Annotated in this window: 26 protein-coding genes; 6 read left to right on the plus strand and 20 right to left on the minus strand. The window is 71.7% G+C overall.

Going from position 1 to position 24,250, the window contains the following annotated elements:
• Positions 1-46 precede the first annotated feature (46 nt).
• The 3 genes from pyrH to rpsB form a co-directional block, all read right to left on the minus strand.
• Complete coding sequence (gene pyrH, locus ACIWQI_RS09320) at positions 47-766, minus strand: UMP kinase (protein WP_396656892.1); 720 nt, start codon at positions 764-766, stop codon at positions 47-49.
• 82 nt (positions 767-848) lie between these two features.
• The gene (gene tsf / locus ACIWQI_RS09325; protein ID WP_396656893.1) at positions 849-1,676 is read right to left on the minus strand and encodes a translation elongation factor Ts; all 828 of its coding nucleotides are present in this window, start codon (positions 1,674-1,676) and stop codon (positions 849-851) included.
• Positions 1,677-1,713: 37 nt separating this feature from the next.
• Positions 1,714-2,703, minus strand: a complete 990-nt coding sequence (gene rpsB, locus ACIWQI_RS09330) for a 30S ribosomal protein S2 (protein WP_396656894.1) — start codon at positions 2,701-2,703, stop codon at positions 1,714-1,716.
• A gap of 323 nt (positions 2,704-3,026) precedes the next feature.
• Between rpsB and ACIWQI_RS09335 the strand changes: the two genes are divergently transcribed.
• A complete protein-coding gene (locus tag ACIWQI_RS09335) occupies positions 3,027-3,575 on the plus strand; it encodes a murein hydrolase activator EnvC family protein (protein WP_396656896.1) in 549 nt (182 codons plus the stop codon).
• 9 nt (positions 3,576-3,584) lie between these two features.
• Here ACIWQI_RS09335 and ACIWQI_RS09340 read toward each other — a convergent pair whose 3' ends face one another.
• The 4 genes from ACIWQI_RS09340 to ACIWQI_RS09355 are packed head-to-tail and all read right to left on the minus strand — an operon-like array spanning position 3,585 to position 7,647.
• A complete protein-coding gene (locus tag ACIWQI_RS09340) occupies positions 3,585-4,508 on the minus strand; it encodes a tyrosine-type recombinase/integrase (RefSeq protein ID WP_396656898.1) in 924 nt (307 codons plus the stop codon).
• Between the two features lie 54 nt (positions 4,509-4,562).
• Positions 4,563-5,768 carry a DNA-processing protein DprA gene (gene dprA, locus ACIWQI_RS09345; RefSeq protein ID WP_396656899.1) on the minus strand — a complete coding sequence of 402 codons (1,206 nt, stop codon included), beginning with the start codon at positions 5,766-5,768 and terminating at the stop codon, positions 4,563-4,565.
• Positions 5,765-7,288, minus strand: coding sequence for a YifB family Mg chelatase-like AAA ATPase (locus tag ACIWQI_RS09350; protein ID WP_396656900.1), 1,524 nt, complete (start codon positions 7,286-7,288; stop codon positions 5,765-5,767). Before ACIWQI_RS09350 ends, dprA begins: the two co-directional genes overlap by 4 nt.
• Entirely contained in the window at positions 7,285-7,647 is a 363-nt protein-coding gene (locus ACIWQI_RS09355; protein WP_396656901.1) for a YraN family protein, read from the minus strand. The genes ACIWQI_RS09350 and ACIWQI_RS09355 overlap by 4 nt, the downstream gene beginning before the upstream one ends.
• A gap of 150 nt (positions 7,648-7,797) precedes the next feature.
• Here ACIWQI_RS09355 and ACIWQI_RS09360 point away from each other — a divergent pair, with 150 nt between their 5' ends.
• On the plus strand, positions 7,798-8,124 hold the full coding sequence (locus tag ACIWQI_RS09360; protein WP_396656902.1) for a DUF2469 family protein: 327 nt from the start codon (positions 7,798-7,800) through the stop codon (positions 8,122-8,124).
• Here the strand turns inward: ACIWQI_RS09360 and ACIWQI_RS09365 are convergent, their stop codons facing one another.
• From ACIWQI_RS09365 to ACIWQI_RS09380, 4 genes are all read right to left on the minus strand, one after another.
• Positions 8,125-8,778, minus strand: coding sequence for a ribonuclease HII (locus ACIWQI_RS09365; protein WP_396656903.1), 654 nt, complete (start codon positions 8,776-8,778; stop codon positions 8,125-8,127).
• The gene (lepB, locus tag ACIWQI_RS09370) at positions 8,775-9,554 is read right to left on the minus strand and encodes a signal peptidase I (RefSeq protein WP_396656904.1); all 780 of its coding nucleotides are present in this window, start codon (positions 9,552-9,554) and stop codon (positions 8,775-8,777) included. The genes ACIWQI_RS09365 and lepB overlap by 4 nt, the downstream gene beginning before the upstream one ends.
• A 117-nt stretch (positions 9,555-9,671) precedes the next feature.
• Positions 9,672-10,019, minus strand: a complete 348-nt coding sequence (rplS, locus tag ACIWQI_RS09375; protein ID WP_396656905.1) for a 50S ribosomal protein L19 — start codon at positions 10,017-10,019, stop codon at positions 9,672-9,674.
• A gap of 179 nt (positions 10,020-10,198) precedes the next feature.
• On the minus strand, positions 10,199-10,693 hold the full coding sequence (locus ACIWQI_RS09380) for an MFS transporter permease (RefSeq protein ID WP_396656907.1): 495 nt from the start codon (positions 10,691-10,693) through the stop codon (positions 10,199-10,201).
• A 133-nt stretch (positions 10,694-10,826) separates the two neighbouring features.
• Here ACIWQI_RS09380 and map point away from each other — a divergent pair, with 133 nt between their 5' ends.
• The gene (map, locus tag ACIWQI_RS09385) at positions 10,827-11,609 is read left to right on the plus strand and encodes a type I methionyl aminopeptidase (RefSeq protein ID WP_396656909.1); all 783 of its coding nucleotides are present in this window, start codon (positions 10,827-10,829) and stop codon (positions 11,607-11,609) included.
• A gap of 48 nt (positions 11,610-11,657) precedes the next feature.
• Here map and treY read toward each other — a convergent pair whose 3' ends face one another.
• The 6 genes from treY to rpsP all read right to left on the minus strand — a co-directional run bounded on the left by treY (position 11,658) and on the right by rpsP (position 18,279).
• Positions 11,658-14,000: a malto-oligosyltrehalose synthase gene (treY, locus tag ACIWQI_RS09390; RefSeq protein ID WP_396656911.1), complete on the minus strand. Its 2,343-nt coding sequence runs from the start codon at positions 13,998-14,000 to the stop codon at positions 11,658-11,660.
• Positions 14,001-16,190, minus strand: a complete 2,190-nt coding sequence (gene glgX, locus ACIWQI_RS09395) for a glycogen debranching protein GlgX (RefSeq protein WP_396656913.1) — start codon at positions 16,188-16,190, stop codon at positions 14,001-14,003. It abuts the gene before it with no gap.
• 73 nt (positions 16,191-16,263) lie between these two features.
• Positions 16,264-16,968, minus strand: coding sequence for a tRNA (guanosine(37)-N1)-methyltransferase TrmD (trmD, locus tag ACIWQI_RS09400; RefSeq protein WP_396656915.1), 705 nt, complete (start codon positions 16,966-16,968; stop codon positions 16,264-16,266).
• Position 16,969: 1 nt separating this feature from the next.
• Positions 16,970-17,575: a ribosome maturation factor RimM gene (gene rimM / locus ACIWQI_RS09405; protein WP_396656917.1), complete on the minus strand. Its 606-nt coding sequence runs from the start codon at positions 17,573-17,575 to the stop codon at positions 16,970-16,972.
• Between the two features lies 1 nt (position 17,576).
• On the minus strand, positions 17,577-17,807 hold the full coding sequence (locus ACIWQI_RS09410) for an RNA-binding protein (RefSeq protein WP_396656918.1): 231 nt from the start codon (positions 17,805-17,807) through the stop codon (positions 17,577-17,579).
• A 4-nt stretch (positions 17,808-17,811) separates the two neighbouring features.
• Positions 17,812-18,279 (minus strand): 30S ribosomal protein S16, encoded by a 468-nt coding sequence (gene rpsP / locus ACIWQI_RS09415; protein ID WP_396656920.1) that lies wholly within the window; start codon positions 18,277-18,279, stop codon positions 17,812-17,814.
• Between the two features lie 181 nt (positions 18,280-18,460).
• Between rpsP and ACIWQI_RS09420 the strand changes: the two genes are divergently transcribed.
• Positions 18,461-19,624 carry a glutamate--cysteine ligase gene (locus tag ACIWQI_RS09420; RefSeq protein WP_396656922.1) on the plus strand — a complete coding sequence of 388 codons (1,164 nt, stop codon included), beginning with the start codon at positions 18,461-18,463 and terminating at the stop codon, positions 19,622-19,624.
• A gap of 4 nt (positions 19,625-19,628) precedes the next feature.
• Here the strand turns inward: ACIWQI_RS09420 and ffh are convergent, their stop codons facing one another.
• Positions 19,629-21,191, minus strand: a complete 1,563-nt coding sequence (ffh, locus tag ACIWQI_RS09425; RefSeq protein WP_396656923.1) for a signal recognition particle protein — start codon at positions 21,189-21,191, stop codon at positions 19,629-19,631.
• Between the two features lie 44 nt (positions 21,192-21,235).
• Complete coding sequence (locus ACIWQI_RS09430) at positions 21,236-22,195, minus strand: TetR family transcriptional regulator (protein ID WP_396656924.1); 960 nt, start codon at positions 22,193-22,195, stop codon at positions 21,236-21,238.
• Positions 22,196-22,285: 90 nt separating this feature from the next.
• Between ACIWQI_RS09430 and lipB the strand changes: the two genes are divergently transcribed.
• The gene (gene lipB, locus ACIWQI_RS09435; protein WP_396656925.1) at positions 22,286-22,927 is read left to right on the plus strand and encodes a lipoyl(octanoyl) transferase LipB; all 642 of its coding nucleotides are present in this window, start codon (positions 22,286-22,288) and stop codon (positions 22,925-22,927) included.
• Positions 22,924-23,913 (plus strand): lipoyl synthase, encoded by a 990-nt coding sequence (gene lipA, locus ACIWQI_RS09440; protein ID WP_396656926.1) that lies wholly within the window; start codon positions 22,924-22,926, stop codon positions 23,911-23,913. Before lipB ends, lipA begins: the two co-directional genes overlap by 4 nt.
• A 1-nt stretch (position 23,914) precedes the next feature.
• On the opposite strand, the gene ACIWQI_RS09445 is transcribed toward lipA, so the two are convergent.
• Positions 23,915-24,250 carry a hypothetical protein gene (locus ACIWQI_RS09445; RefSeq protein WP_396656928.1) on the minus strand — a complete coding sequence of 112 codons (336 nt, stop codon included), beginning with the start codon at positions 24,248-24,250 and terminating at the stop codon, positions 23,915-23,917.

Here is a 24,250-nt window from a genome sequence, read left to right on the forward strand (position 1 = left end):
GTCAGAGCTCGATTCTAGCGGGCGGCTCCCGCCGCCCGCGGAGGCGTCACGTCGTGACGAGGGTGCCGATCGACTCTCCCAGCAGCGCGCGGGTGACGTTTCCCCGCGGCTCCATGCCGAACACGCGCATGTCCATGCGGTTGTCCATGCAGAGGCTGAACGCCGTCGAATCGACCACCCGCAGACCGCTCTGCAGCGCCTCCTGGTAGGTGATCCGGTCGATACGGGTGGCGGAGGCATCCTTCTTCGGGTCCGCCGTGTAGACGCCGTCCACGCCGTTCTTCGCCACCAGGACCTCGTCGGCGCGGATCTCCAGGGCCCGCTGGGCTGCGACCGTGTCGGTCGAGAAGTAGGGAAGCCCGGCGCCGGCGCCGAAGATCACGACGCGGCCCTTCTCCATGTGCCGCTCCGCGCGCAGCGGGATGTACGGCTCGGCGACCTGGGTCATCTGGATCGCCGACTGCACCCGGGTCGCCGCGCCGGCCTGCTCCAGGAAGTCCTGCAGGGCGAGGGCGTTCATGACGGTCCCGAGCATCCCCATGTAGTCGGCCCGCCCACGGTCCATGCCGCGCTGGCTCAGCTCGGCTCCGCGGAAGAAGTTGCCCCCGCCGACCACGACGGCGATCTCGACCTGTCCGACGGCGGCGGCGATCTCCTGGGCGATCTGCGCGACGACGTCCGGGTTGACCCCGAGGCTCCCGCCGCCGAACGCCTCCCCGGAGAGCTTCAGCAGGACGCGGCGGCGTCCCCTGGATTCATCGGTCACGTTTCTCCTCCCGTCGGATCCAAACTAGCGAACGGCACGACGAGGGCCCGCATCGAATCCGATGCGGGCCCTCCTTCGCCGATTACGCTCCGACCTTGAAGCGGGCGAAATCGGTGACGGTGATGCCGGCGTCCTTGGCGACCTGGCCGACGGACAGCTTGTTGTCCTTCGCGTAGTCCTGGTCCAGGAGCGCGACCTGCTTGAAGAACGCGCCGAGGCGGCCCTCGACGATCTTCGGCAGCGCGGCCTCCGGCTTGCCCTCGCTGCGCGAGATCTCGGTGACGATCTCGCGCTCCTTCTCCACGTCTGCGGCGGGGACGTCCTCGCGCGACAGGTAGGTCGGGTTGGCGAACGAGATGTGCTGCGCGATGGAGCGGGCCGTCTCGGCGTCGGCACCGGTGTAGGCGACCACCACGCCGATCTGCGGCGGCAGGTCCTTGCTGGTGCGGTGCAGGTACACCTCGAAGGCGTCGCCGGTCAGCGTGCGGACGCGGCGGAGCACGACCTTCTCGCCGATGACGGCCGCCTCGTCCGAGATGAGCTGCTCGACCGTCTGGCCGCCGGCGTCGGCGGCCAGCGCCTGCTCCACCGAGTCGGCGCGCACCGCCGCGACGGCGTCGGCGACCTTGTCGGCCAGCGCGATGAAGCGCTCGTTCTTGGCGACGAAATCGGTCTCGCAGGCGAGCTCGATGAGGGTGACCGTGCCGTCGCCCTCGCGGGCGGCGACCAGGCCCTCGCTCGTCGAGCGGTCGGCGCGCTTGGCGTTGCCCTTCGCACCCTTCAGGCGCAGGATCTCGACGGCCTTCTCGAGGTCGCCGTCGGCCTCCTCGAGCGCCTTCTTCGTGTCGACCAGGCCGGTCCCCAGCTGCTCGCGCAGCGTCTTGATGTCGGCGATGGTGAAGTTTGCCATGTGTTCGCGGCTCCTTGGAATGTGCTCGTGGCGGGTTCTACTCGGCGGCCTCTTCGACGGCCTCTGCCTCGTCGCGGGCCTCCTTCTCGGCGACCTGGTCGGTCTCCGGGGCGGGCGCGGCATCCTCGGCCGGCGCGGCATCCTCGGCCGGCGCGGCATCCTCGGCCGGGGCGGCAGCCGCGGCGGCCGCAGCGGCACCGGCCTCGTCGGCGGCCGACTCGGTGGCGGCGGTCTCCACGGCGGCGACATCGGTCTCGATCGGCGCGCCCTGCTCGAGCAGCTCTCGCTCCCACTCGGCCAGCGGCTCGGCCGCCTCGTCCGCCGCGTCGGCGGGCTGGTGACGCTGGATGAGACCCTCGGCGGCCGCGTCGGCGATGATGCGCGTGAGCAGCGAGACCGAGCGGATCGCGTCGTCGTTGCCGGGGATCGGGTACTGGAAGTCGTCCGGGTCGGCGTTCGTGTCGAGGATGCCGATGACGGGGATGCCGAGCTTCTTGGCCTCATCGACGGCGAGGTGCTCGCGCTTGGCGTCGACGACCCACAGCGCCGACGGCGTCTTGGCGAGGTTGCGGATGCCGCCCAGCGACTTGTGCAGCTTGTCGAGCTCGCGCTTCTTCAGCAGCAGCTCCTTCTTGGTGAAGGGGCTGGATGCGGGGTCGTCGTAGTCGAGCTCCTCGAGCTCCTTCATGCGGGCGAGGCGCTTGGACACGGTCTGGAAGTTGGTCAGCAGCCCGCCCAGCCAGCGCTGGTTGACGTACGGCTGGCCGACGCGGGTCGCCTGCTCGGCGAGGACCTCCTGCGCCTGCTTCTTGGTGCCGACGAACAGGATCGTGCCCCCGTGGGCGACCGTCTCCTTGACGAACTCGTAGGCACGGTCGATGTAGGCGAGCGACTGCTGCAGGTCGATGATGTGGATGCCGGAGCGCTCGGTGAGGATGAAGCGCTTGACCTTCGGGTTCCACCGGCGGGTCTGGTGTCCGAAGTGGACGCCGCTGTCGAGCAGCTGGCGAATGGTGACGACGGCCATGGCCGTTCTCCTGTTCCGCGCGCACCTGCTCTCGCAGCTGCGCGCCCGTTGCGGTTGATTTCGCCGATCCGGCGGATCGGTGAGCCTGGTGCCCGACACACTCCCGCTCGCCCTGCACGCAGGTCGAGACCGGTGGGAGTTCCGTGCCGCCCGATCGCCGTCTCCGGAGACCGGGCTGTGGGCACGCGTAGTCACCCCGAGATCGAGGTGCTCTCCCAGTGTATCAGTCCCGCCTTCCTCCACAGGCAGGTCGAGGGCGCCGACGGCGCACAGCATCCGGGGCCGTTCGTCCCGGGATCGGCAGGCGCGCGCACGATGGGGGGATGCCGTCATCCGCCGCCCTGCGCACGGTCGCCGGCGCCGTCGTCCTCGGGATGCTGGTCGTCGGCGGCCCGCTGCCGGCGACCGCCGCGCGGACCGCGGCGCCGCGATCGGCGGACGACGTCGTGGTCGTGCCCGTCGATCAGGCGTGGGTGTGGCCGATGGCGAGCCCCTTCCGCCTCGAGCGGCCGTACGAGGCGCCCGCGCACGCGTATGGGCCGGGTCACCGCGGCATCGACCTGCATCCGCACAGCGGCACCGCCGTGCGCAGTCCCGCTGCCGGGGTGATCGCCTTCTCGGGCGCTGTCGCGGGGCGCGGCGTGGTCACGGTCGACCACGGCGGCGGACTGGTGACGACGCTCGAGCCGGTCGACTCGGCGCTCGCCCCCGGCACGCCGGTCACGCGCGGAGAGGATGTCGGGATGCTGAGCGTCGGCGGGCACGCCCGACCCGGGCGGGTGCACTTCGGTGTGCGCCTCGACGGCGAGTACATCAACCCCCTGCTGCTTCTCGGCGGCGTCCCGCGGGCGGTGCTGCTGCCGTGCTGCTGATCCGCCCGCTCACGCGCGCGGATGCGCGAGCCGGTACGCGGCGCGCAGACGCTCCGCCGAGACGTGGGTGTAGATCTGCGTCGTTCCGAGGCTCGCGTGCCCCAGCATCTCCTGCACCGCGCGCAGGTCGGCGCCGCCGTCGAGCATGTGGGTCGCCGCGGAGTGCCGCAGGGTGTGAGCGCCCACCGCATCCGCCTCCAGCGCGGGTCCGAACTCGCGGGTCACCGTCGCGTGCACGGCGCGCGGGGTCAGCCGGGCACCCCGGGCGCCCAGGAAGAGCGCCGCGGCCGGGAGGCTCTGCTGCGGCTGTCCCTCACGTCGGGCGGCCAGGACCGGGCGCCCCCGGACGAGATACGCGTCGAGGGCGTTCAGCGCGGGGGCGCCGAACGGCACCACCCTCTCCTTCGACCCCTTGCCGACGACGCGCACCGTGCGCCGATCGCGGTCGAGGTCCGAGATGTCGAGGCCGCACAGCTCGGATACGCGGATGGCGGCCGCGTAGAGCAGCTCGAGGACGGCGTGGTCGCGCAGCGCAAGCGGGTCCCCCTCCGCCGCACGCGCTCCGAGTTCGCCGAGCACGGTCTCGACGGCGGGACGCGTGGCGACCTTGGGGAGGGAGCGACCGCGTTTGGGCGTGGTGAGCCTGAGCGCGGGGTCGGATTCCACCAGCCCCTCCTCGACCGCCCAGGCGAAGAAGCCCCGTGCCGCCGCGGCGCGGCGCGCGAGCGTCGACCGGGCGTCGCCGCGACTGGTCGATCGCCACTGCCACTCGCGCAGATGCTCGAGGTCGACGTCGGCCATCTCCGAGTCCGGCGGCAGCGCGGCGGCGAGGTCGCGAAGATCCGACGCATAGGCACGCACGGTCGCCGGCGACAGCCGCCGCACCCGATCCAGGTGACGCGCGTACGCCTCGATGGCCGCGTGAACCTCCATCTCACCAGCATGACCGCCGGCGCCGGCGGAGCGGGTCAGGCACTCCGCGGCGGGTCACGCGCGGTCGCCGTCCGGCGGGATGCGCTTCCATCCGCCGCCGCCGTCGGCAACCAGGCCCTCCAGGGCGAGCAGCCCCAGCAGTCCCTGCACATCGCCCGCCGACATGCCGGAGAGCTGTGCGATCTGGGCGACGCTGCGCCGCGCCCGGAAGCTCATCGCATCGAGCACGCGTGTCCTCTCATCGGTGCGCGACTGCTCCCCCGTGGGGATCGCGGTCGGCGCCGCGCCCATCAGCTCCAGCGCGTCAGCCGCCGAGGTGATGCACTGCGCGCCGTACTCCCGCATGATCCGATGGCACCCCGCCGAGGCCGGACTGGTCACGGGACCGGGGACCGCCCCCAGGGGTCGCCCCAGGTCGGCGGCGTGGCCGGCCGTGTTCAGCGAGCCGCTGCGCCACCCGGCCTCGACGACCACCGTGGCGGCGGCGAGCGCGGCGATCAGCCGATTTCGCTGGAGGAAGCGCCATCGGGTCGGCGCCGCACCGCAGGGAGCCTCGCTCACGATCGCCCCGCCCGAAGCGGCGATCCGCCCGATGAGCTCGGAATTGCCCGTCGGATAGGCGCGGTCGGCGCCTCCCGCCAGCACACCGACCGTCGTGCCGGAGGCGGACAGCGCCGCACGGTGCGCCGCGCCGTCGATCCCGTACGCGCCGCCGGAGACGATCGAGACGCCCTGCGCTGCGAGCTCGGCGGCGAGCTCTGTCGCGATGTGCTCGCCGTAGCCGGTCGCCGCCCGGGCACCCACCATCGCGAGCGCCGTCTGGCTGCGGGTCAGCGCCCCCGCCGCGCCGCGCACCCACAGGCATGGCGGCGCGTGATCCCCCAGGTCGTCGAGCCCCGCCGGCCACCGCGGATCGGCGGGGCTGAGCAGCCTGATGTCCGCGGCGGCGGCGGTGGCCAGCGCGGAGCGGATCAGCGCGGCATCCGCCCGCGGCCGCCAGCGCTCGAGGGCCTTCGTCCAGTCGCGTGCGGCGATGCCGGCGGCAAGGGCGTGCCCCCGATCCTCCGCCTCGACGACCTCGAGCGCACGCGCCGCCCCGCCGGCGGCGATGAGGCGCCCCGCGACGCCGTCACCGGGTTCGATGAGGCAGCTCCACACGGCGCGGGCGGCGGTCTCGCGATGCGCCGACACGTCGGCGGGGCCGTCGAGCAGCGCGGCCGCACGGGCGCACAGCTCATCGGTCATCAAGGTGGCGGTCACGGTGTGATCCCCTTCTTCATGTAGAGCGCTCTGCCGACGTCGTGCACGGTGGGCGCGGAGTGCCCGTCGAGGTCGGCCAGGGTCCAGGCCAGGCGGAGTGTGCGGTCGTATCCGCGCAGCGTGAGCGACCCGCGGTGGAGCGCGGCGTCCAGCGGGCGTCGCGCCACCGGCGGCAGGGCGAGAGGGCCGCTGCGCAGCCACGTTCCATCGACGCGGGCGTTCACGCGCCACGGCGTCTCGCGCAGGCGATGCGCGGCGCGGTCCCGCGCCTGCGCGATGCGCTCGCGAGCGGCCTGCGTCGAGACGACGCCGCTCCTGCTCGCCTGCGTCACCGAGACCCGCGCCAGTCGCAGCTCGATGTCGACGCGATCCAGCAGCGGTCCGGACAGCCTTCCGAGATAGCGGCGGATGGCCATCGGGGGGCACTCGCACACCGCCGCCCGCACCCCGTAGTTGCCGCACGGGCACGGGTTGGTCGCGAGCACCAGCTGGAATCGAGCGGGGAAGGATGCCGTGAACCCGGCGCGGTGGATGACGATCGAGCCCGTCTCCAGCGGCTGCCGCAGCGCATCGAGCGCGTGAGCCGGGAACTCGCCCGCCTCGTCGAGGAACAGCACACCGTGCGTCGCGCGCGCGATGGCACCGGGCCGCACGAGCCGGGAGCCTCCGCCCACCAGGGCGGCGACGCTCGCGCTGTGATGCGGGGCTTCGAACGGCGGGCGGCGCACCAGCGCCTCGACCGGCTCGCCGCACAGCGACCTGACCGAGGCGACCTGGATCGCCGCCTCGTCGCCGAGCGGCGGGAGGATGCCCGGCAGTCGGCTCGCGAGCATGGTCTTGCCGGCTCCTGGCGGACCGCTCATGAGCAGGTGGTGGTCGCCGGCGGCGGCGGCGATGAGCGCTTCGACCGCCTCCGGCTGGCCGATCACGTCGGCCAGCTCGGGCGCCTCCGCGGAGCCGGCGGCGGCCGCGGGGCGCGGGACCGGCTCGAGCTCGACCTCTGCCACGTCCGCGCCGTGCGCACGCGCGACCTCTGCCAGCGAGGCCGCCGCGAGCACCCGGACGCCGTCGACCAGGCGCGCCTCGTCGGCATTGGCGTGCGGCACGACGATGCGCTCGAACCCCGCGCGCGCAGCGGCGAGCACCGCAGGCAGGACCCCCGGCACCGGGCGCAGACGACCGTCGAGGCCGAGCTCGCCGAGGTGCACGGTGCGTGCCAGGGAGTCCTCGTCCATCCCGCCGTCGGTGGCCAGGGCGGCAACCGCGATCGCGACGTCGAAGCCCGAGCCCTGCTTGGGCAGGCTCGCCGGCGACAGGTTCACCGTGATCCGGCGACGCGACAGGGCGAGTCCGCAGTTGGCCGACGCGTTGTGCACCCGCGACGCCGCCTCGCGCAGCGCACTGTCGGGGAGCCCGATGATGTGGAACCCCGGCGTCTGATTCGACTGGTCGGCTTCGACCTCGACGATCGCTCCGTCGATGCCCGTCAGGGCGACCGACCACGTGCGGGACGCGCTCACCGCAGGTCCACCACGTGCTCGAGCTTCGCCGTGGCGGCGTCGGCGCCGATCACCGCGACCGCGTCCAGGCGGATCTCACGTCCGCGGGCCAGCTCCGGATGCGCCGCGGCCCACGCCATCGCCAGTCGCCACAGCCGGGCGCGCTTGCGCTCGTCGACGGCCTCCAGCGGGTGCCCGAATCCGATCGTCCGCCGCGTCTTGACCTCGACGACGACGAGGTCCGGCCCGTCCAGCGCGACGATATCGAGCTCACCCTGGCGGCAGCGCCAATTGCGATCCAGCAGCCGCCATCCGCGCCCGGCCAGATGCGCGGCGGCGCGGTCCTCCCCCGCGCGCCCGAGAACGTCCTTCTGTGCCATGCTCCGAGACTGCGCACTCGTGGTGCCGGGCGCCGACCAGAAGCATCCGATTCTGGACAGCGTCCTGCTGGACGACCGCTGTGCAGGGGCGCGCCGCGCGACATTCCGGGAGCTCGAGACAAGACGACGGACGCCTAGGATGGAGGCACCATGGATGACGACGTTTTCGAGGACTACGATCGCGAACTCGAGCTCGCGCTGTTCCGCGAGTACCGCGACGTGGTCTCCCAGTTCCAGTACGTCATCGAGACCGAGCGGCGGTTCTACCTGGCCAACGAGGTGAACGTCGTCCGGCGGGACACCGAGAACGACTTCTACTTCGAGCTGACGATGCAGGATGTCTGGGTGTGGGACATCTACCGCGCCGACCGCTTCGTGAAGTCGGTGCGCGTGCTGACCTTCAAGGACGTCAACATCGAGGAGCTCTCGCGGCGCGACTTCCAGCTCCCCGAAGAGCTCTCGCTGGACGGCAGCTGATCAGAACAGCGGCACCGCGAACGACCACGACGCGCGGTGGTGCTCGGACAGTCCGTGCACGTGGATCGCGTCGCGGTGGTCGGGACTCGCGTAGCCCTTGTTGCGCGCCCAGCCGTACACCGGAAGATCGTCGTGCAGGCGCGTCATCAGCGCGTCCCGGGCGACCTTCGCGATGACCGACGCCGCGGCGGCGCTCGCGCAGTCGCGGTCGGCCTTGATCACCGGCCGCACGGTGAGCCCCGCACCGCCCGCCGACGTCACGTAGTCGTGGTTGCCGTCCAGGAGCACGATCGCGTCCTCCGCGATCACCCCGTGCGCACGCAGATCGGCGATGGCCCGCAGGGCCGCGAGGCCCAGCGCGCGGATGATCCCGACCTCATCGATCTCGGCAGAGGACGCCCAGCCGACCGCGCTGGCCTGCACCCACGATGCGGCGCGGGCGGCGACGGCTGCCCGCTTGTGCTCGGGAACGAGCTTGGAGTCCCGCAGGCCCGGAGGAACCCGTCGCCGCGCACCGCGTGCGTCCACGACCGTCGCCCCGACGGCCACCGGGCCGGCCAGGGCGCCTCGACCCACCTCGTCCAGCGCGATGACGATGGGGCGCTCCTTCAGGAGGCGCCGCTCGAGGGTGAGCCGGGGCTCGACGACGGTCACGGCTCGGGGGCCTCCGCGGGCTCGGGGATTCCGGCGAACACGTCGGCGTGTCCGTCGATGAATCCGAACCGGTCGAACGGCCAGGTGATCAGGAACGCCCGCCCCACGACGTTGTCCAGCGGCACGAAGCCGCTCCCGGGCTGGTCCTGGTTGTAGCGCGAGTCCTTGGACGAGTATCGGTTGTCGCCCAGGACCCACAGCGAGCCGTCGGGCACGACCACGTCGAAGTCGTCACCGGAAGCTGCGGTCTGCCCCGCCGGCAGCTCGAGATATCCCGTCTCGTCGATCGGGACGCCGTTGACCGTGATCTGTCCGATCGCGTTGCAGCAGACCACTCGGTCGCCGGGCATGCCGATGATGCGCTTGACGAGGTGGTCGTCGCTGTCGGGCGCGGACAGCCCCACCAGGGAGAGCAGCCAGTCGACACCCTGGACGATGGCGGGGCGCGTGTCGGGCCGCTGCGGCGGCAGCCACCCACCCGGGTCGCGGAACACCACGACGTCGCCGTGGCCGTAGCCGGTGAACCGGGGGGTGATCTCGTCGACGAGGATGCGGTCCTGCACCTCGAGGGTGTGCTCCATCGACCCCGACGGGATGTAGAACGACCGGACGATGAAGGTCTTGATGAGGAACGACGCCACCAGCGCGATGAGCACGATCACGGCGAGGTCGCGCAGGAACCCCCAGCCGCTGCGCCGACGCCCGCCCGCGCGATGGTCCGCCCGCGCCGCAGGCTCGGGCGCCGGCGCGGCAGGCACCGTCTTCTCGCTCGTCATGGGGTCCTCTTCATACCCGGCGCCTGACACGCCGTGGCTTCAAGGGTCGCACATCCGCGCCCGAAACCGACGACGAACCCCGCCGCGGATGCGACGGGGTTCCCGGGTCGGCGCGGATCAGCTCTCGCGCTTCTCCTTGATCTTCGCCTTCTTGCCGCGCAGCTCGCGCAGGTAGTACAGCTTGGCGCGGCGCACGTCGCCGCGGGTGACGACCTCGATGCGGTCGATCGAGGGGCTGTGCACCGGGAAGGTGCGCTCCACGCCGACCTGGAAGCTGATCTTGCGGACCGTGAACGTCTCGCGGATGCCGTCGCCAGAGCGTCCGAGCACGACGCCCTGGAAGACCTGGATGCGGGAGCGGCTGCCCTCGGTGATGTTGACGTGCACCTTCACGGTGTCGCCGGGGGCGAAGGCGGGGATGTCGGAGCGGAGCGAAGCCGCGTCGACGGTGTCGAGGATCTGCATGATCGTCTCTTCCTGCGGCCGCCACAGGTCGGCCGCGCATGGGATGTCTGGGAATCGTGCTCGCGCGGGCGAGCACCGTGGCGGTCGACCCGGCTCCCCTGAGGCAGAGCCTTCGGAGCACAAACGACAATTCTGCCATGGAACCGCGCACCGGCAAAAACGGCCGGGTGCGGCAGGCCTCAGTCGCGCGCGGCCGGACGCTCGGTCACGATGAAGACCTCGCGATCGGCCGGCTCGCCGCCGGCGGTCGCCGGGGGCGGCAGGTAGGCGGTCCCGTCGGAGGTGTGCAGCAGCAGGCGCGCGGGCCGCGCCTCGCGGATGAGCTCCCAGAGCAGATACCAGAACAGCACGAGACCGGCGACGATCGCGGCGACCAGGAGCGCGACCCAGGACGCCGGATGGAAGAACCCGAGCGCCACGGTGAGCCCGTGCCAGATCGTGAATCCGAGCACATCGCCCCACGAGACGGCCCGGGCGGCGCGCACGGTGCCCCGCGCCCGGACGAGCAGCGTGAAGACGAGCTGGCCGACGAACACCGAGGGCATCGCGATGAACAGCACCCACAGCAGGCCCCACCCGCCGGCGTCGAACACGGCCCACCCGATCAGCAGCCACAGCGGCAGCACGAATGCCGCGGGGATCAGCCAGGCGAAGAACGCGCGTCGCAGCCACATGGTCTCGATGGTACGCCGCCGTCCCGGTGCCGCGGCCGGAGCGGACCTGATGCTGGGCGCCCTCACAGGCGATACCCATGGACGTCGTCGCGCACCGGCATCCGACACAATGGAGGGGACGAGAGGATGCCCGATGATCGAGCTGCGCACCCCTGCCGAGATCGAGGCGATGCGCCCTGCCGGGCGCTTCGTCGCGGAGACGCTGGCCACGCTGCGCGATGAGACGAAGGTGGGCACGAACCTGCTCGCGATCGACCGTCGCGCACACGAGCTGATCCGCAAGGCGGGGGCGACGTCGTGCTACATCGACTACCACCCCTCGTTCGGGGCGATGCCGTTCGGGAAGGTCATCTGCACGTCCATCAACGACGCCGTGCTGCACGGTCTGCCGTTCGACTACGCGCTGCGCGACGGGGATCTCGTCTCACTCGACTTCGCGGTCGCGATCGACGGCTGGGTCGCCGATTCGGCGATCTCGTTCGTGGTCGGCACCCCGCGCGACGAGGACCTGCGCCTCATCGAGACGACCGAGCGCGCGCTGCAGGCGGCGATCGAATCCGCCACGGCCGGCAACCGGATCGGCGACATCTCGCACGCGATCGCCGAGGTCGCCCGCGGCGAGGGCTACTCGATCAACACGGACTTCGGCGGACACGGGGTGGGGCGCACGATGCACGGCGACCCGCACGTGCCCAACGACGGCAAGCCCGGGCGGGGCTTCCCGCTGCGGCCGGGACTGGTGATCGCGATCGAGCCGTGGTTCCTGCAGACCACCGACAAGCTCGTCACCGATCCCGACGGCTGGACGCTGCGCAGCGTCGACGGCTCACGGGGCGCGCATTCCGAGCACACCATCGCGATCACCGACGGTGCTCCGATCGTGCTCACCGACCGCTCGGCGGTCGGCGCCGCGTAGCCCGGTCCGGGGCCGGGGCCCACGGTCGTCCGGCGGCGCGATCGCCGATCATGCCCCGTCCTCCGGCACCAGCAGCGCCACCGGGTAAGTCGTGAGCAGGTCGCCCATCGGCACGCGGTGCCCCTCGAACCCGCGACCGGTGAACACGTCCACCGTCGGCCCTGCGTGCCGCAGGAGCACGGTGTCGCCCCATCCGCCGCGACCGGCCAGCCCGACCGGCAGCCGGGTCGCCACGGCGAGCGCGCCGCCGCGGTCGAAGGCGATCGCGTGGTCCGCGGCCTCCCCCACGACGGTCATCGGCGTGTACCGCGTGAACAGATCCGGCCGGTCACGCCGCAGGCGCAGCGATCGCGCGACGACGAGCAGCTTCGCGGCGCCGGACTCGTCGATCGGGGGCTGCCAGCCGGCATCCACCCTCTCGAGCAGCCCGCGCCGCACCTCGAAGTCGACCCGGCGGCGGTTGTCGGGGTCGACGAGCGAGGTCTCCCAGAGCTCGGAGCCCTGGTACACGTCGGGCACTCCCGGTCCCGCCAGCTGCAGGGTCTTGGCCGAGAGCGAGTTCGACCAGCCGAACGGGGCGATCTCGGCAGTGAACTCCGCGAGGACGTCGCGGGCGGGTCCGGACGCCGCGTCGACGACCTCGTGCACCCGCCGCTCGAAGCCCGGATCCGGATCCCACCAGGTCGTCGCCTCGCCCGCCTCGCGCGCCGCCTTCTCGGCGTAGGCGTGCAGTCGCCCGGGCGCCGCCGGCCACGACCCGACGATCGCCTGCCACAGCAGCGCGTCGAACGGGCCGTGCCCGCTGGAGGCGATGCCCCGCAGACGCTCGAGCACGCTCGCCCAGCGGTCCGGGATCTCAGCGAGCACCGAGAGCCGGGCGCGCACATCCTCGCCGCGCTTGGTGTCGTGCGTCGACAGCGCGGTCATCGACCGCGGCCAGGCCGCCTGCCGGTGCGCGAACGCGCGATGCAGCCCGTCGACGCTCAGAGCGAAGACACCGGGGTCGCCGCCGACCTCGGTGAGGGTGCCGAGCCGTGTCGCCCGGTAGAACGCCGTGTCCTCGACGCCCTTGGCCATCACCGGACCGGTCGTCTGCTGGAAGCGACGAGCGACGTCGGCGCCGGGGTCGGCGAGCAGCGGCAGCAGGGTCTCGATCGCCGCGGCCAGGTCGGGGCGGCGCCGGGATGCCTCGCGCGCCGCTTCGTCCAGCCACCGGCGTCCCGCCGGAAGATACGAGCGGTAGACGGGAAAGCAGGCCAGCAGCTCGGCGAGCGCGTCGTGCGCGGAGGGAACGGTGCTGCGCACGTGCGCCGGCAGGCAGCGCACGAGCCGCCGGATCTCGGAGACCTGGATGGTGTCGGCGATCATGCGCTTGGCGTCGTGGACGAGATCGGGCCAGGGCTGGGGCGCCGGCAGACCGGTCTCGGCGCGCAGGCGCCCGTCGAGCGCGTCCAGCGGCCGCTCCCCCGCCGGATCGACCAGGACGCGATCGATCTCTGCCATGGCGTCGTAGCCGGTCGTGCCGTCGGCCGCCCACCACGCCGGCAGGCGCTCGGGATCGTCGGTGGCGCTGCGCTCGAGGATCTTCTCGACCAGCACGTACACGCCTCCGGTCGCCGCGTCGAGCCGCGCCAGATATCCGCCCGGGTCGAGCAGCCCGTCCGGGTGGTCCACGCGGAGTCCGTCGACCTGGCCCGTGCGGACCCAGCGCACGATCTCGGCGTGGGACTGCGCGAACACCCACGGGACCTCGACGCGCAGCCCGGCGAGGGTGGAGACGGCGAAGAACCTCCGGTGGGTGAGATCGGATGCCTCGCGGCGCCAGTGCACGAGCTCCCAGTGCTGGCGGCCGAGCACGGCGGCCGGGTCGGCGCCGTCGTCGGCTGTGCCGGGAGCGAGCGGCAGGAGGTGATCGCCGTACCGGACCACCCCGGCCTCGACGTCGACGACGACGTCGCCGAGCACGTCGTCGATCGACCCTGCGAGGATGGGCACGCGCACCCGCCCGTCGCCGGCGTCCCAGTCGATGTCGAAGGCCTCGGCGAACGGGGAGGCGCGCCCGTGCGCGAGGACATCCCACCACCACGGGTTCTGCTCCGGGCGCGAGATGCCCATGTGATTGGGAACGATGTCGACGAGGATGCCGAGGCCGGCCGCGCGGGCGCCGGCGACGAACCGTGCGAAGGCCTCCGTGCCTCCTCGCTGCTCATCGACCCGCCCGGGATCGACCACGTCGTACCCGTGGTCGGATCCGCTCGTGGCCTGCAGCAGCGGAGACAGGTGCGCCCAGTCGGCGCCGAGATCGCGCAGATAGCCGGTCAGGTGCGCCGCGGCATCCAGATCGAAGCCGGCCCGCACCTGCAGGCGATAGGTCGATGCCGGCGCGCGCACTCAGGCCTGCCCGGGTCGCCCGCCGGCCGGCTCGCCGCGCGCCGCCAGCGACGCGGCCACAGAGTGGTCGGCAGTCGGCGCCACCCCCCTGTGCTCGCGGAGGACGATGATCGACTTCGCCTCCAGCCGCAGCGACCCGCCCGGCTCGACGGCGCCCGGGTCGGTCTGGGTGCCGGCGGTGTCGACGAGCACGTCCCAGCTCGGGCTGAACTCGTGGGTGGGGAGGTGGAAGTCGATCGCCTCGTCGCCCGCGTTGAACAGCACGATGAAGTGGAGATCCTCGATCGGCTCGCCGCGGCGGCCGCGCTCGCGGATCCCCTGCCCGTTCAGGAAGACGCCGATCGCGCGACCGAATCCCGAGTCCCAGTCCTCCGGCTGCATCACGGTGCCATCCGGTCGCAGCCAGACGATGTCGGGCACCGGCGCGCCCTCCTCGCGGCGGATCGGCCGACCGTCGAAGAATCGGCTGCGGCGGAACGTCGGGTGCTCGCGGCGCAGCCGGGCCAGGGCTGCCGTGAACTCGATCAGGGGCTCGTCCGCGTCGTCCCAATGGATCCAGCTGAGCTCGTTGTCCTGCGCGTAGGCGTTGTTGTTCCCCTGCTGCGTGCGCCCCAGCTCGTCGCCGTGCGAGATCATCGGCACGCCCTGGCTCAGCAGGAGCGTCGCGAGGAAGTTGCGCTGCTGGCGCGCACGCAGCTCCAGCACCGTCGGGTCGTCGGTGGGTCCTTCCACCCCGCAGTTCCAGGAGCAGTTGTCGTCGGCGCCGTCCCTGTTGTCCTCGCCGTTGGCCTCGTTGTGCTTCTCGTTGTAGGAGACGAGATCGCGCAGGGTGAAGCCGTCGTGCGCGGTGACGAAGTCGATGGATGCCACCGGCCGGCGTCCCGAGTGCTCGTACAGGTCTGCCGAACCGGTCAGGCGCGAGGCGAACTCCCCCAGAGCCTGCGGCTCGCCGCGCCAGAAGTCGCGCACCGTGTCGCGGTACCTGCCGTTCCATTCCGTCCACTGGGGCGGGAAGTTGCCGACCTGATAGCCGCCGGGACCGAGATCCCACGGCTCGGCGATGAGCTTGACCTGCGAGACGACCGGATCCTGCTGGACGAGCTCGAAGAAGGTGGCGAGCTTGTCGACGTCGTAGAACTCGCGGGCGAGGGTGGCCGCCAGGTCGAAGCGGAAGCCGTCCACATGCATCTCGAGCACCCAGTAGCGGAGGGAGTCCATGATCAGCTGCAGCGAGTGCGGACTGCTGACGTTCAGGCTGTTCCCGGTGCCGGTGTAGTCCGTGTAGTACCGCTTGTCCTCGGCTTCGAGCCGGTAATACGCCTCGTTGTCGATGCCGCGCATGCTCAGGGTCGGTCCGAGGTGATTGCCCTCCGCGGTGTGGTTGTACACGACATCCAGGATCACCTCGATGCCGGCCGCGTGCAGCGCGCGCACCATCGCCTTGAACTCCGGCACCTGCTGGCCCCGCTGGCCGCCGGCGGCGTACGTGTTCTGCGGGGCGAAGAAGGCGATGGTGTTGTAGCCCCAGTAGTTGGACAGCCCCTTCTGCTGCAGCGCGTCGTCGTCGACGAACTGGTGCACGGGCATCAGCTCGAGCGCGGTGGCGCCGATCCGGTGCAGGTGCTCGATGACGGCGGGGTGACCGAGGGCGCTGTAGGTGCCGCGGATGTCCTCGGGGACGAGGGGGTGCAGCTTCGTCATGCCCTTGACGTGCGTCTCGTAGATGACGCTCTCGGCGTATGGCGTCTTCGGGGCCCGATCACCGGCCCAGTCGAAGAACGGGTTGACCACGACGCCCTTCATCATGCTCGCGGCCGAGTCGTCGTCGTTGCGCGACTCGGGGTCGCCGAAGTCGTAGCCGTAGACCGACTGGTTCCACTGCACCTGGCCCTCGACGGCCTTGGCGTACGGATCGAGGAGGAGCTTGCTCGGGTTGTACCTGAGGCCCTGCGCGGGGTCGTACGGGCCGTGCACGCGGTAGCCGTAGCGCCGGCCGGGCCCCACCTCGGGCAGATACGCATGCCACACGTGGGCGTCGACGTCGACGAGCGGGATGCGGACCTCTGCGCCGGCGTCGTCGAACAGGCACAGCTCGACCCTCTCGGCGCCCTCGCTGAAGACGGCGAAGTTCGTTCCGCCGCCGTCGAATTCGGCACCCAGGGGGTACGCGGTTCCCGGCCACGCCTGCACGGGCATCCTTCCGTCCGGAGGATCCCACCCTAGCGCCGGTGCCGCCCGGCCCCGGTCCTCGCGGACCCGGCGTTCAGTCCTGCGGGCCGAGCAGGTCGGGCCGGCGTGCGCGCGTGCGCTCGAGCTGCTGCTCGCGCCGCCACGCGGCGACCGCCCCGTGGTTGCCGCTGAGGAGCACCGGCGGCACCTCGAATCCGCGCCAGGCGGCGGGCTTGGTGTACGACGGGTGCTCCAGCAGGCCGTCCTCGTGCGACTCCTCGACGAGGCTGTCCGGGTTGCCGACGACGCCGGGCACGAGACGGCCGACGGCCTCGATCATGGCCATCGCGGCGACCTCGCCCCCGTTGAGCACGTAGTCGCCGAGGCTCACCATGCGCACATCGCCGCGGGTGGCGGCATAGTCGAAGACGCGCTCGTCGATGCCTTCGTAGCGGCCGCAGCCGAAGATCAGGTGCGACGCACCGGCCAGCTCCCGGGCCATCGACTGGCTGAAGCGAGCGCCGGCGGGCGAGGGGAAGACGATGACCGGCGGGGCCTGGGCCCCGGCGTCGGCAGGCACGAGCGCGTCGAGCGCCTCGCCCCACGGCTCCGGCTTCATCACCATCCCGGCCCCGCCGCCGTACGGGGTGTCGTCGACGGTGCGGTGACGGTCGTGGGTCCAGTCCCGCAGGTCGTGGACCCGGATGTCCAGCAGCCCTGCCTCACGTGCCCGCCCGAGCAGCGACACCTCGAGCACGTCGAAGAACGCGGGGAAGATGGTGAGGACGTCGATCTGCACGTCAGTCCTCCGCGGATGCGTCCTCGGCCGACGACTCGGCGTCCGGGGCGGGTTCGAACAGCCCGGCCGGCGGCGTCACGACGACCCGGCCTCCTGCGACGTCCACCTCGGGGACGATCGCCTTGACGAACGGCACGAGCACCTCCCGGTCCTCGCCGGTGGGCGCGACGATCAGCAGATCCTGAGCGGGCAGGTGATCGACGCGCACGACCCGCCCGACCACGGCGCCGTCGCGGACGACGTCCAGACCCATCAGCTGATGGTCGTACCAGGCGTCGTCCTCCGCCTCGGCGGCGGCATCCTCTTCGATCCACAGGATCGCGCGCACGACGCTCTCCGCACCCGTGCGGTCGTCGATCCCCTCGAAGAACACGACGGGATGACTGTTCATCCACTTGAACTCGCGCACCGTGAGGGTCTTCCCGTGCCAGGGCGACGACTCGGGCACCTGCAGGGTGAAGGTCGCACCGGGGACGAAGCGGCCGTCGGGGTCGTCGGTGTACAGCTCCAGCTTCAGCGCGCCCTTCAGGCCGTGCGCCTTCACGAGGCGGCCGACGCGCAGCTGCGTCCTGCCCGAGGGCGCCGGCGGTCGCTTCGGGGCTGCCACGTCAGTCGTCCGCGACGTCGACGCGCACGCGGCGGCCGTCGGCGAGCGCGGAGACGACCGTGCGCAGCGCCTTGGCGGTGCGCCCGCCGCGCCCGATCACGCGCCCCCGGTCGTCGGGGTGCACGTGGACCTCGAGCACATCTCCGCGCGGAGAGGTGGACGAGTGGATGCGCACGTCCTCGGGGTGATCGACGATCCCCTTGACGACGTGCTCGAGCGCGGCGGCGAGCAACGGACTACTCGGCGGACTCGTCGGCGGCGGCGTCCTCGGCGGGAGCCTCCTCGGCCGCCGGCTCCTCGGCAGCGGGCTCCACCGCCTTCTCGGCCTTCTCCTCGACGGGCTCGGGACGGGGCTCGGCCTTGGGCTTGAGCACCGACTTCTTCGAGGCGTCGGCCTCGAAGCCCGCCTTGGCCTCGGCGGTCTTCACCGTCGAGACGGCGTTCTCGTCGCCCTGGAAGCGACCCCAGTCACCGGTGAGGGTGAGGATGGCGCGGACCTGCTCGGTCGGCTGCGCACCGACGCTCAGCCAGTACTGCGCACGGTCCGAGTCGACCTCGATGAAGGACGGCTCCTCGGTGGGGTGGTACTTCCCGATCTCCTCGATGACGCGGCCGTCGCGCTTGGTGCGCGAGTCGGCGACGACGATGCGGTAGTAGGGCGCGCGGATCTTGCCGAGGCGCTTGAGACGGATCTTGACAGCCACAATTCTCCTGAATGCGTGTGTTGAGACGATGAACGGCGCCGGAGGCGTGGGGTGCACACCCGGCAAAGCTCTGAGGGCGGACCGCACGCCGGATAGAGGGTCGAGCGGTGGTCCGACCGTCTATTCTGCCAGATCCCGGCATCGCTCGCGAACGACCTCCGCCCACTGCGACAATGTCCGGATGACGGTGCCGTTCGCGACATCCGCCCGCTCATCGGTGGGCATCGAGTGGGAAGTGATGCTCGCCGACGGCGTGACGGGCAACCTCGCGCCCCGCGCGCCCGAGGTGATCGCGGCGCTGGCGACCGACACCGAGCACGAGCGCTTCACCGTCACCGGCGAGCTGCTGACCAACACCGTCGAGGTCACCAGCGGCATCGGCGACACGGTCGCCGCCGCCACCGACGACATCGCGGACGCCATCGCCGCCGTGCGTCGCGTCACCGACCCTCTCGGAGTCGAGCTCCTGTGCGCGGGCAGTCACCCCTTCGCGCAGTGGTACGAGCAGGAGGTCACCGACAGCACCCGCTATCACACGCTCATCGAGCGCACGCAGTGGTGGGGGCGGAACATGATGATCTGGGGCATCCACGTCCACGTGGGCGTCGACGACGTGACCAAGGTGTTCCCGATCATCAACGCGCTGTCGATCTACCTGCCGCATCTGCAGGCGCTGTCGGCATCGAGTCCGTTCTGGGCGGGCGAGCGCACCGGCTACGCCTCGAACCGCTCACTCGTGTTCCAGCAGCTTCCCACTGCCGGACTGCCGTGGCCGCTCGACGACTGGGCGCAGTTCGAGGGGTACCTCGACGACATGGTGCGCACCGGCGTCATGCACGACGCGACCGAGGTGCGCTGGGACATCCGGCCGGCGCCGCGCTGGGGCACGATCGAGGTGCGCGCCTGCGACGGGATGTCGACGCTGCCTGAGCTCGCGGCGGTCGCCTCGCTCGTGCAGGTCCTCGTCGAGCACTTCTCCCGCGAACTGGATGCCGGTCGCGAGCTGCCGCGCATCCAGCCGTGGTTCGTCCGTGAGAACAAGTGGCGGGCGGCGCGCTACGGACTCGACGCCCGCGTGATCGTCGACCGCGAAGGGCACGAGGAGGCGGTCACCGACCACCTGCGCGCGACGATGGAGGCCCTCGCCGACATCGCCGACGAGCTCAAGTGCACGCGCGAGTTCGGCGGGCTGGAGTCGATCATGACCCAGGGTGCCTCATCGACCCGGCAGGTGCTCGTGGCCGATGCCGCCGGCGGCGACCTCCGCGAGGTGGTCATGCACCTCATCCGCGAGTTCCGCGCGGGTCCGACCCTGCGCGAGCACCTCGCGTCGCTCGGGCGCTGAGCGCTCAGCCCCGCCCGAACAGCTTCTGGATCTGGGCGAGATCGGCCTCGGTCGGCTCCGCGCCCTTCGGGCCGCCGAGCCCGAAGCCGGAGCCGGTCGGCGCGGCGGGCTCCTGGGCGGCCAGGCCCGCGTTCTCGGCGGCGCGCTTGGCGGGGTTGCCCGACCGCGATCCCTTGCGCTTGGGCTGCTTGCCGCGCTTGCTCGACGCGCCAGGCCGCCCCATTCCGGGCACCGGGCCCATGCCGGGCACGTTCGGCACGCCGCCGCGCGCCACGGTCTTCATCATCTTCGACGCCTGCTCGAATCGCTGCATGAGCTGGTTGACATCGGTGACGGTGACCCCGGAGCCGCGGGCGATGCGCAGGCGCCTGGAGCCGTTGAGCACCTTCGGGTTGCGGCGCTCGGCCGGGGTCATCGAACGGACGATCGCCTCGGTGCGGTCCAGCTCGCGCTCGTCGAGGTCGTCGAGCTGCTGCTTCATCTGACCCATGCCCGGGAGCATCCCGAGCATCTTCTTCATCGAGCCCATCTTGCGCAGCTGCTGCAGCTGGTCGAGGAAGTCCTCGAGCGTGAACTGCTCGGTGGCCAGCTTCTCGGCGACCTTGCGGGCCTCCTCCTCGTCGAAGGCCTGCTGGGCCTGCTCGATGAGGGTGAGGATGTCGCCCAGGTCGAGGATCCGGCTCGCCATGCGGTCGGGGTGGAACGGCTCGAGATCGTCGAGCCCCTCACCCGTGGACGCGAAGATGATCGGCCGGCCGGTGACGGAGGCCACCGACAGCGCAGCACCGCCTCGAGCGTCGCCGTCGAGCTTGGACAGCACCACGCCGGTGAAGTCGACGCCCTCCTGGAACGCCTTCGCGGTGTTCACCGCGTCCTGCCCGATCATCGCGTCGATGACGAACAGGACCTCGTCCGGGTCGGTCGCCGCACGGATGTCGGAGGCCTGCTTCATGAGCTCGGCGTCCACGCCGAGCCGGCCCGCCGTGTCGATGATGACGACGTCGTGCTGCTGGCGGCGCGCCGTCTCGACACCGTCGCGCGCGACCCGCACCGGGTCGCCCACACCGTTGCCCGGCTCGGGGGCGTAGATCGCCGCACCCGCCTGCTGGGCGACGACCTGGAGCTGGCCCACCGCATTCGGGCGCTGCAGGTCGGCCGCGACCAGCAGCGGCGTGTGGCCGTCCTTCTCCAGGGACTTGGCCAGCTTTCCCGCGAACGTCGTCTTGCCCGACCCTTGGAGCCCGGCGAGCATGATCACCGTCGGCGGGTTCTTCGCGAACTGGAGGCGTCGCTGCTGCCCGCCGAGGATGCCGATCAGCTCGTCGTTGACGATCTGGACAACCTGCTGGGCGGGATTGAGCGCACGGTTGACCTCGTCGCCGAGCGCGCGTTCGCGGACGTTCGCGGTGAACTCCTTGACGACCGGCAGCGCGACATCCGCATCCAGCAGCGCGCGGCGGATCTCGCGAACGGTGCCGTCGACGTCGGCGGGCGTGAGCCTGCCCTTGGTGCGGAGATTGCGGAATGTCTCGGTGAGGCGGTCCGAGAGCGTGCCGAAAGTAGCCATAGTGCCCGCAAGTTTACGCGAGCCCCTGCGGCCGCCGCCGTCGCCTACTCCGGCCCCAGCTCCTGGAAGAGGGTCAGCTGCAGGCCCGCCGGGCCGCGCAGGCGCGCGTTGAGCGAACGCCACGGCGTCCGCCGGGTGGATGCCTCCACGACCGCTCCGTGGTCGGCCAGCCGCTGCGCCGCCTCGGCCGTGTCGGCGACCTCGAGGGCGATGCGGATGCGGTCGCTGGGCGCATCCCCATCGGTCTCGACCCGGTCGATGAACGCGACCTGAGCGCGATTGGACAGCTCGAGGGTCGCCCGGCCCGCGTCCAGGATCGCCACCCGGGCGCCGCCCTCCGCCTCGTACGCCTCGGCCTGCGGCATCCCGGCGACGTCGCGATAGAACGCGAGCGCCCTGTCGAAGTCCTCGGCCTCCACGACCACGCGCAGCTGGCGAACCTCGCCGCCGAGTCCCGGCACGAGCGCGAGCGCCTCGTGCAGCCACCGCTCCAGGGCGGTGCGTCCGGAGCCCGCAGCCGCCCACGCCCAGACGGCGGCCATCACCGCGCCGGCCGCGGCCGCCGCGTGCACGTCCGCCGCCAGGCGCGGGATGCCGCCGCGGTGGGCCTGCTCGGCGATCGCCCGCCCCAGCTGCGCCGCGCGCACGGCACGGCCGCGCTCGAGCTCATCGGCGACCCCCATCGCATCGGCGTGGGCGATCGCGAGCGCGAGCACGTCGGGGGCGAACCCGTCCGCGATCGCGGAGAGGATCCCACGCACCGGTGCGTCTGCGGCCAGCTGCGTGCACGCGGCATCCAGCCGCTCGTCGAAGCCGCCCCACAGCAGGGCCGACTTCGAATCGAAGTAGTTGAAGAAGCTGGAGCGGCTGACGCCGGCGCGGGTGGCGATGTCGGTGACGGATGTCTGCTCGTACCCCTGCTCGAGGAACAGTTCGCACGCCGCCTCGGCGATGGTCTCCCGCGACGTGGCCCTGGGGCGGCCGGAGCGGGGGTCGGCGGTCATGATGTCAGCCTAGATGCGGTGTCGTGGACAGGCGAGGCAGGACGCGGACTGTATTGTTGGATCCGGTTCAACAATCAGCAGAGGAGCACCGTGCTCGACATCCAGGTCGTGGGCCTCGATCCCGCCTTCGTTCCGTACCGCCACGGCTGGGAGCTGCAGCGGCGCATCCACGCCGAGGTCGTCTCCGGCGACCGGCCCGACACGCTCCTGCTGCTCGAGCACGAGGCGGTCTACACCGCAGGCACACGCACCGAGCCCCACGAGCGCCCGACCGACGGCACACCGGTCATCGATGTGGATCGCGGCGGGAAGATCACCTGGCACGGCCCCGGCCAGCTGGTCGGATATCCGATCATGCGGCTGCCCGAGCCGGTCGACGTCGTCGCGTACGTTCGCCGGCTCGAGGGCATCCTGATCGACGTGCTGCGCCCACTCGGAGTGGACGGATATCGCGTCGCCGGTCGCAGCGGCGTGTGGGTGCGCCGATCCCTGTCCGAAGACAAGGTCGCCGCGATCGGCGTGCGCGTGGAGAAGGGGGTGACGATGCACGGCTTCGCGATCAACGCCGACAACACGCTCGCCGGCTTCCGCACGATCGTGCCGTGCGGCATCACCGACGCCGGGGTGACGACGGTGAGCGAGGTGCTGGGGGCGGATGTCTCCCCCGCCGCTCTGGTCGAGCCGGTCTCGGCCGCCTTCGAGGCCGTCGCCGCCACGGGGACGGCGGCATGACCGCCGCGCCGGAGGGTCGCCGGCTTCTGCGTCTGGAGGTGCGCAACGCGCAGACCCCCATCGAACGCAAGCCGGAGTGGATCAAGACGAGGGCCAGGCTCGGCCCGGAGTATCAGGCGCTGCAGGCCCTCGTGAAGGACGAGGGCCTGCACACGGTCTGCCAGGAGGCCGGCTGCCCGAACATCTACGAGTGCTGGGAAGACCGGGAGGCGACGTTCCTGATCGGGGGCGCGCAATGCACCAGGCGGTGCGACTTCTGCCAGATCGACACCGGACGTCCCGCCGACTACGACACCGACGAGCCCCGCCGCGTCGCCGAGAGCGTGCATCGGATGCAGCTGCGCTACGCGACCGTGACGTGCGTCGCCCGCGACGACCTGCCGGACGGCGGCGCGTGGCTGAACGCCGAGACGGTGCGCCGGATCCACGCCGTCAACCCCGGCACCGGGGTCGAGCTGCTGGCCACGGACTTCAACGGCCGCCCGGATCTGCTCGCCGAAGTCTTCGACGCCCGCCCCGAGGTGTTCGCGCACAACGTCGAGACGGTTCCGCGCCTGTTCAAGCGGATCCGCCCCGCCTTCCGCTACGACCGGTCGCTCGGCGTGCTGACGCGGGCGCGCGACGCGGGGCTGATCACGAAGTCGAACCTCATCCTCGGGATGGGCGAGGAGCCGGAGGAGGTCCTGCAGGCTCTCCACGACCTCCACGATGCGGGCACCGACATCGTGACGATCACGCAGTATCTGCGACCGTCGCCGCGCCACCTGCCCGTCGCCCGCTGGGTCAGCCCGAAGGAATTCGCCGAGTTCCGTGCGGAGGCCGAGCGCATCGGATTCCTCGGAGTCCTCGCCGGTCCGCTCGTGCGGTCGTCATACCGCGCCGGCAGGCTCTGGGCGCAGTCGATGATCTCCCACGGACGACCGATCCCCGACGAGCTCGCACATCTCGCGGAGCGGGCCGCGGACGGCTTCGCACAGGCGGTGTGAATCAGTCGGGGCCCGCCCGCAGGCCGATCAGCCTGCTGACGACGCTCTCCACGGTGAGGACCACCGCGCAGCCGATGGCGACGGTGCCCGGGATGAAGACGAGGAGCGTGTCGATCTGCTCGGCGGCTGCGGGCAGGAAGAGCGACACCCATGTCAGCACGAGCGCGATCGCCGTGGCCGCCTCGCCCAGCAGGCTCAGCGAGACGAACGCGAGGGCGCGCCGCTGATGCCTGCGCGCGGCGCCGCGCGAGACCCGGAAGTCGATGCCGAAGAAGATCAGCAGCACCGCGAACACCGACAGCAGGACCCCCAGGTCCACCGGGCCGAGGTCGCGCAT

This window comes from Microbacterium sp., from assembly GCF_044508325.1.
Taxonomy (GTDB): domain Bacteria; phylum Actinomycetota; class Actinomycetes; order Actinomycetales; family Microbacteriaceae; genus Microbacterium.

What these genes read in the sequence shown, in the direction of transcription:
- tsf (WP_396656893.1), bottom strand. Translation starts at nt 1,676, where the DNA reads ATGGCAAACTTCACCATCGCCGACATCAAGACGCTGCGCGAGCAGCTG.
- rpsB (WP_396656894.1), bottom strand. Translation starts at nt 2,703, where the DNA reads ATGGCCGTCGTCACCATTCGCCAGCTGCTCGACAGCGGCGTCCACTTC.
- ACIWQI_RS09335 (WP_396656896.1), top strand. Translation starts at nt 3,027, where the DNA reads ATGCCGTCATCCGCCGCCCTGCGCACGGTCGCCGGCGCCGTCGTCCTC.
- ACIWQI_RS09340 (WP_396656898.1), bottom strand. Translation starts at nt 4,508, where the DNA reads ATGGAGGTTCACGCGGCCATCGAGGCGTACGCGCGTCACCTGGATCGG.
- ACIWQI_RS09355 (WP_396656901.1), bottom strand. Translation starts at nt 7,647, where the DNA reads ATGGCACAGAAGGACGTTCTCGGGCGCGCGGGGGAGGACCGCGCCGCC.
- ACIWQI_RS09360 (WP_396656902.1), top strand. Translation starts at nt 7,798, where the DNA reads ATGGATGACGACGTTTTCGAGGACTACGATCGCGAACTCGAGCTCGCG.
- lepB (WP_396656904.1), bottom strand. Translation starts at nt 9,554, where the DNA reads ATGACGAGCGAGAAGACGGTGCCTGCCGCGCCGGCGCCCGAGCCTGCG.
- rplS (WP_396656905.1), bottom strand. Translation starts at nt 10,019, where the DNA reads ATGCAGATCCTCGACACCGTCGACGCGGCTTCGCTCCGCTCCGACATC.
- ACIWQI_RS09380 (WP_396656907.1), bottom strand. Translation starts at nt 10,693, where the DNA reads ATGTGGCTGCGACGCGCGTTCTTCGCCTGGCTGATCCCCGCGGCATTC.
- map (WP_396656909.1), top strand. Translation starts at nt 10,827, where the DNA reads ATGATCGAGCTGCGCACCCCTGCCGAGATCGAGGCGATGCGCCCTGCC.
- ACIWQI_RS09420 (WP_396656922.1), top strand. Translation starts at nt 18,461, where the DNA reads ATGACGGTGCCGTTCGCGACATCCGCCCGCTCATCGGTGGGCATCGAG.
- ffh (WP_396656923.1), bottom strand. Translation starts at nt 21,191, where the DNA reads ATGGCTACTTTCGGCACGCTCTCGGACCGCCTCACCGAGACATTCCGC.
- ACIWQI_RS09430 (WP_396656924.1), bottom strand. Translation starts at nt 22,195, where the DNA reads ATGACCGCCGACCCCCGCTCCGGCCGCCCCAGGGCCACGTCGCGGGAG.
- lipA (WP_396656926.1), top strand. Translation starts at nt 22,924, where the DNA reads ATGACCGCCGCGCCGGAGGGTCGCCGGCTTCTGCGTCTGGAGGTGCGC.
- ACIWQI_RS09445 (WP_396656928.1), bottom strand. Translation starts at nt 24,250, where the DNA reads ATGCGCGACCTCGGCCCGGTGGACCTGGGGGTCCTGCTGTCGGTGTTC.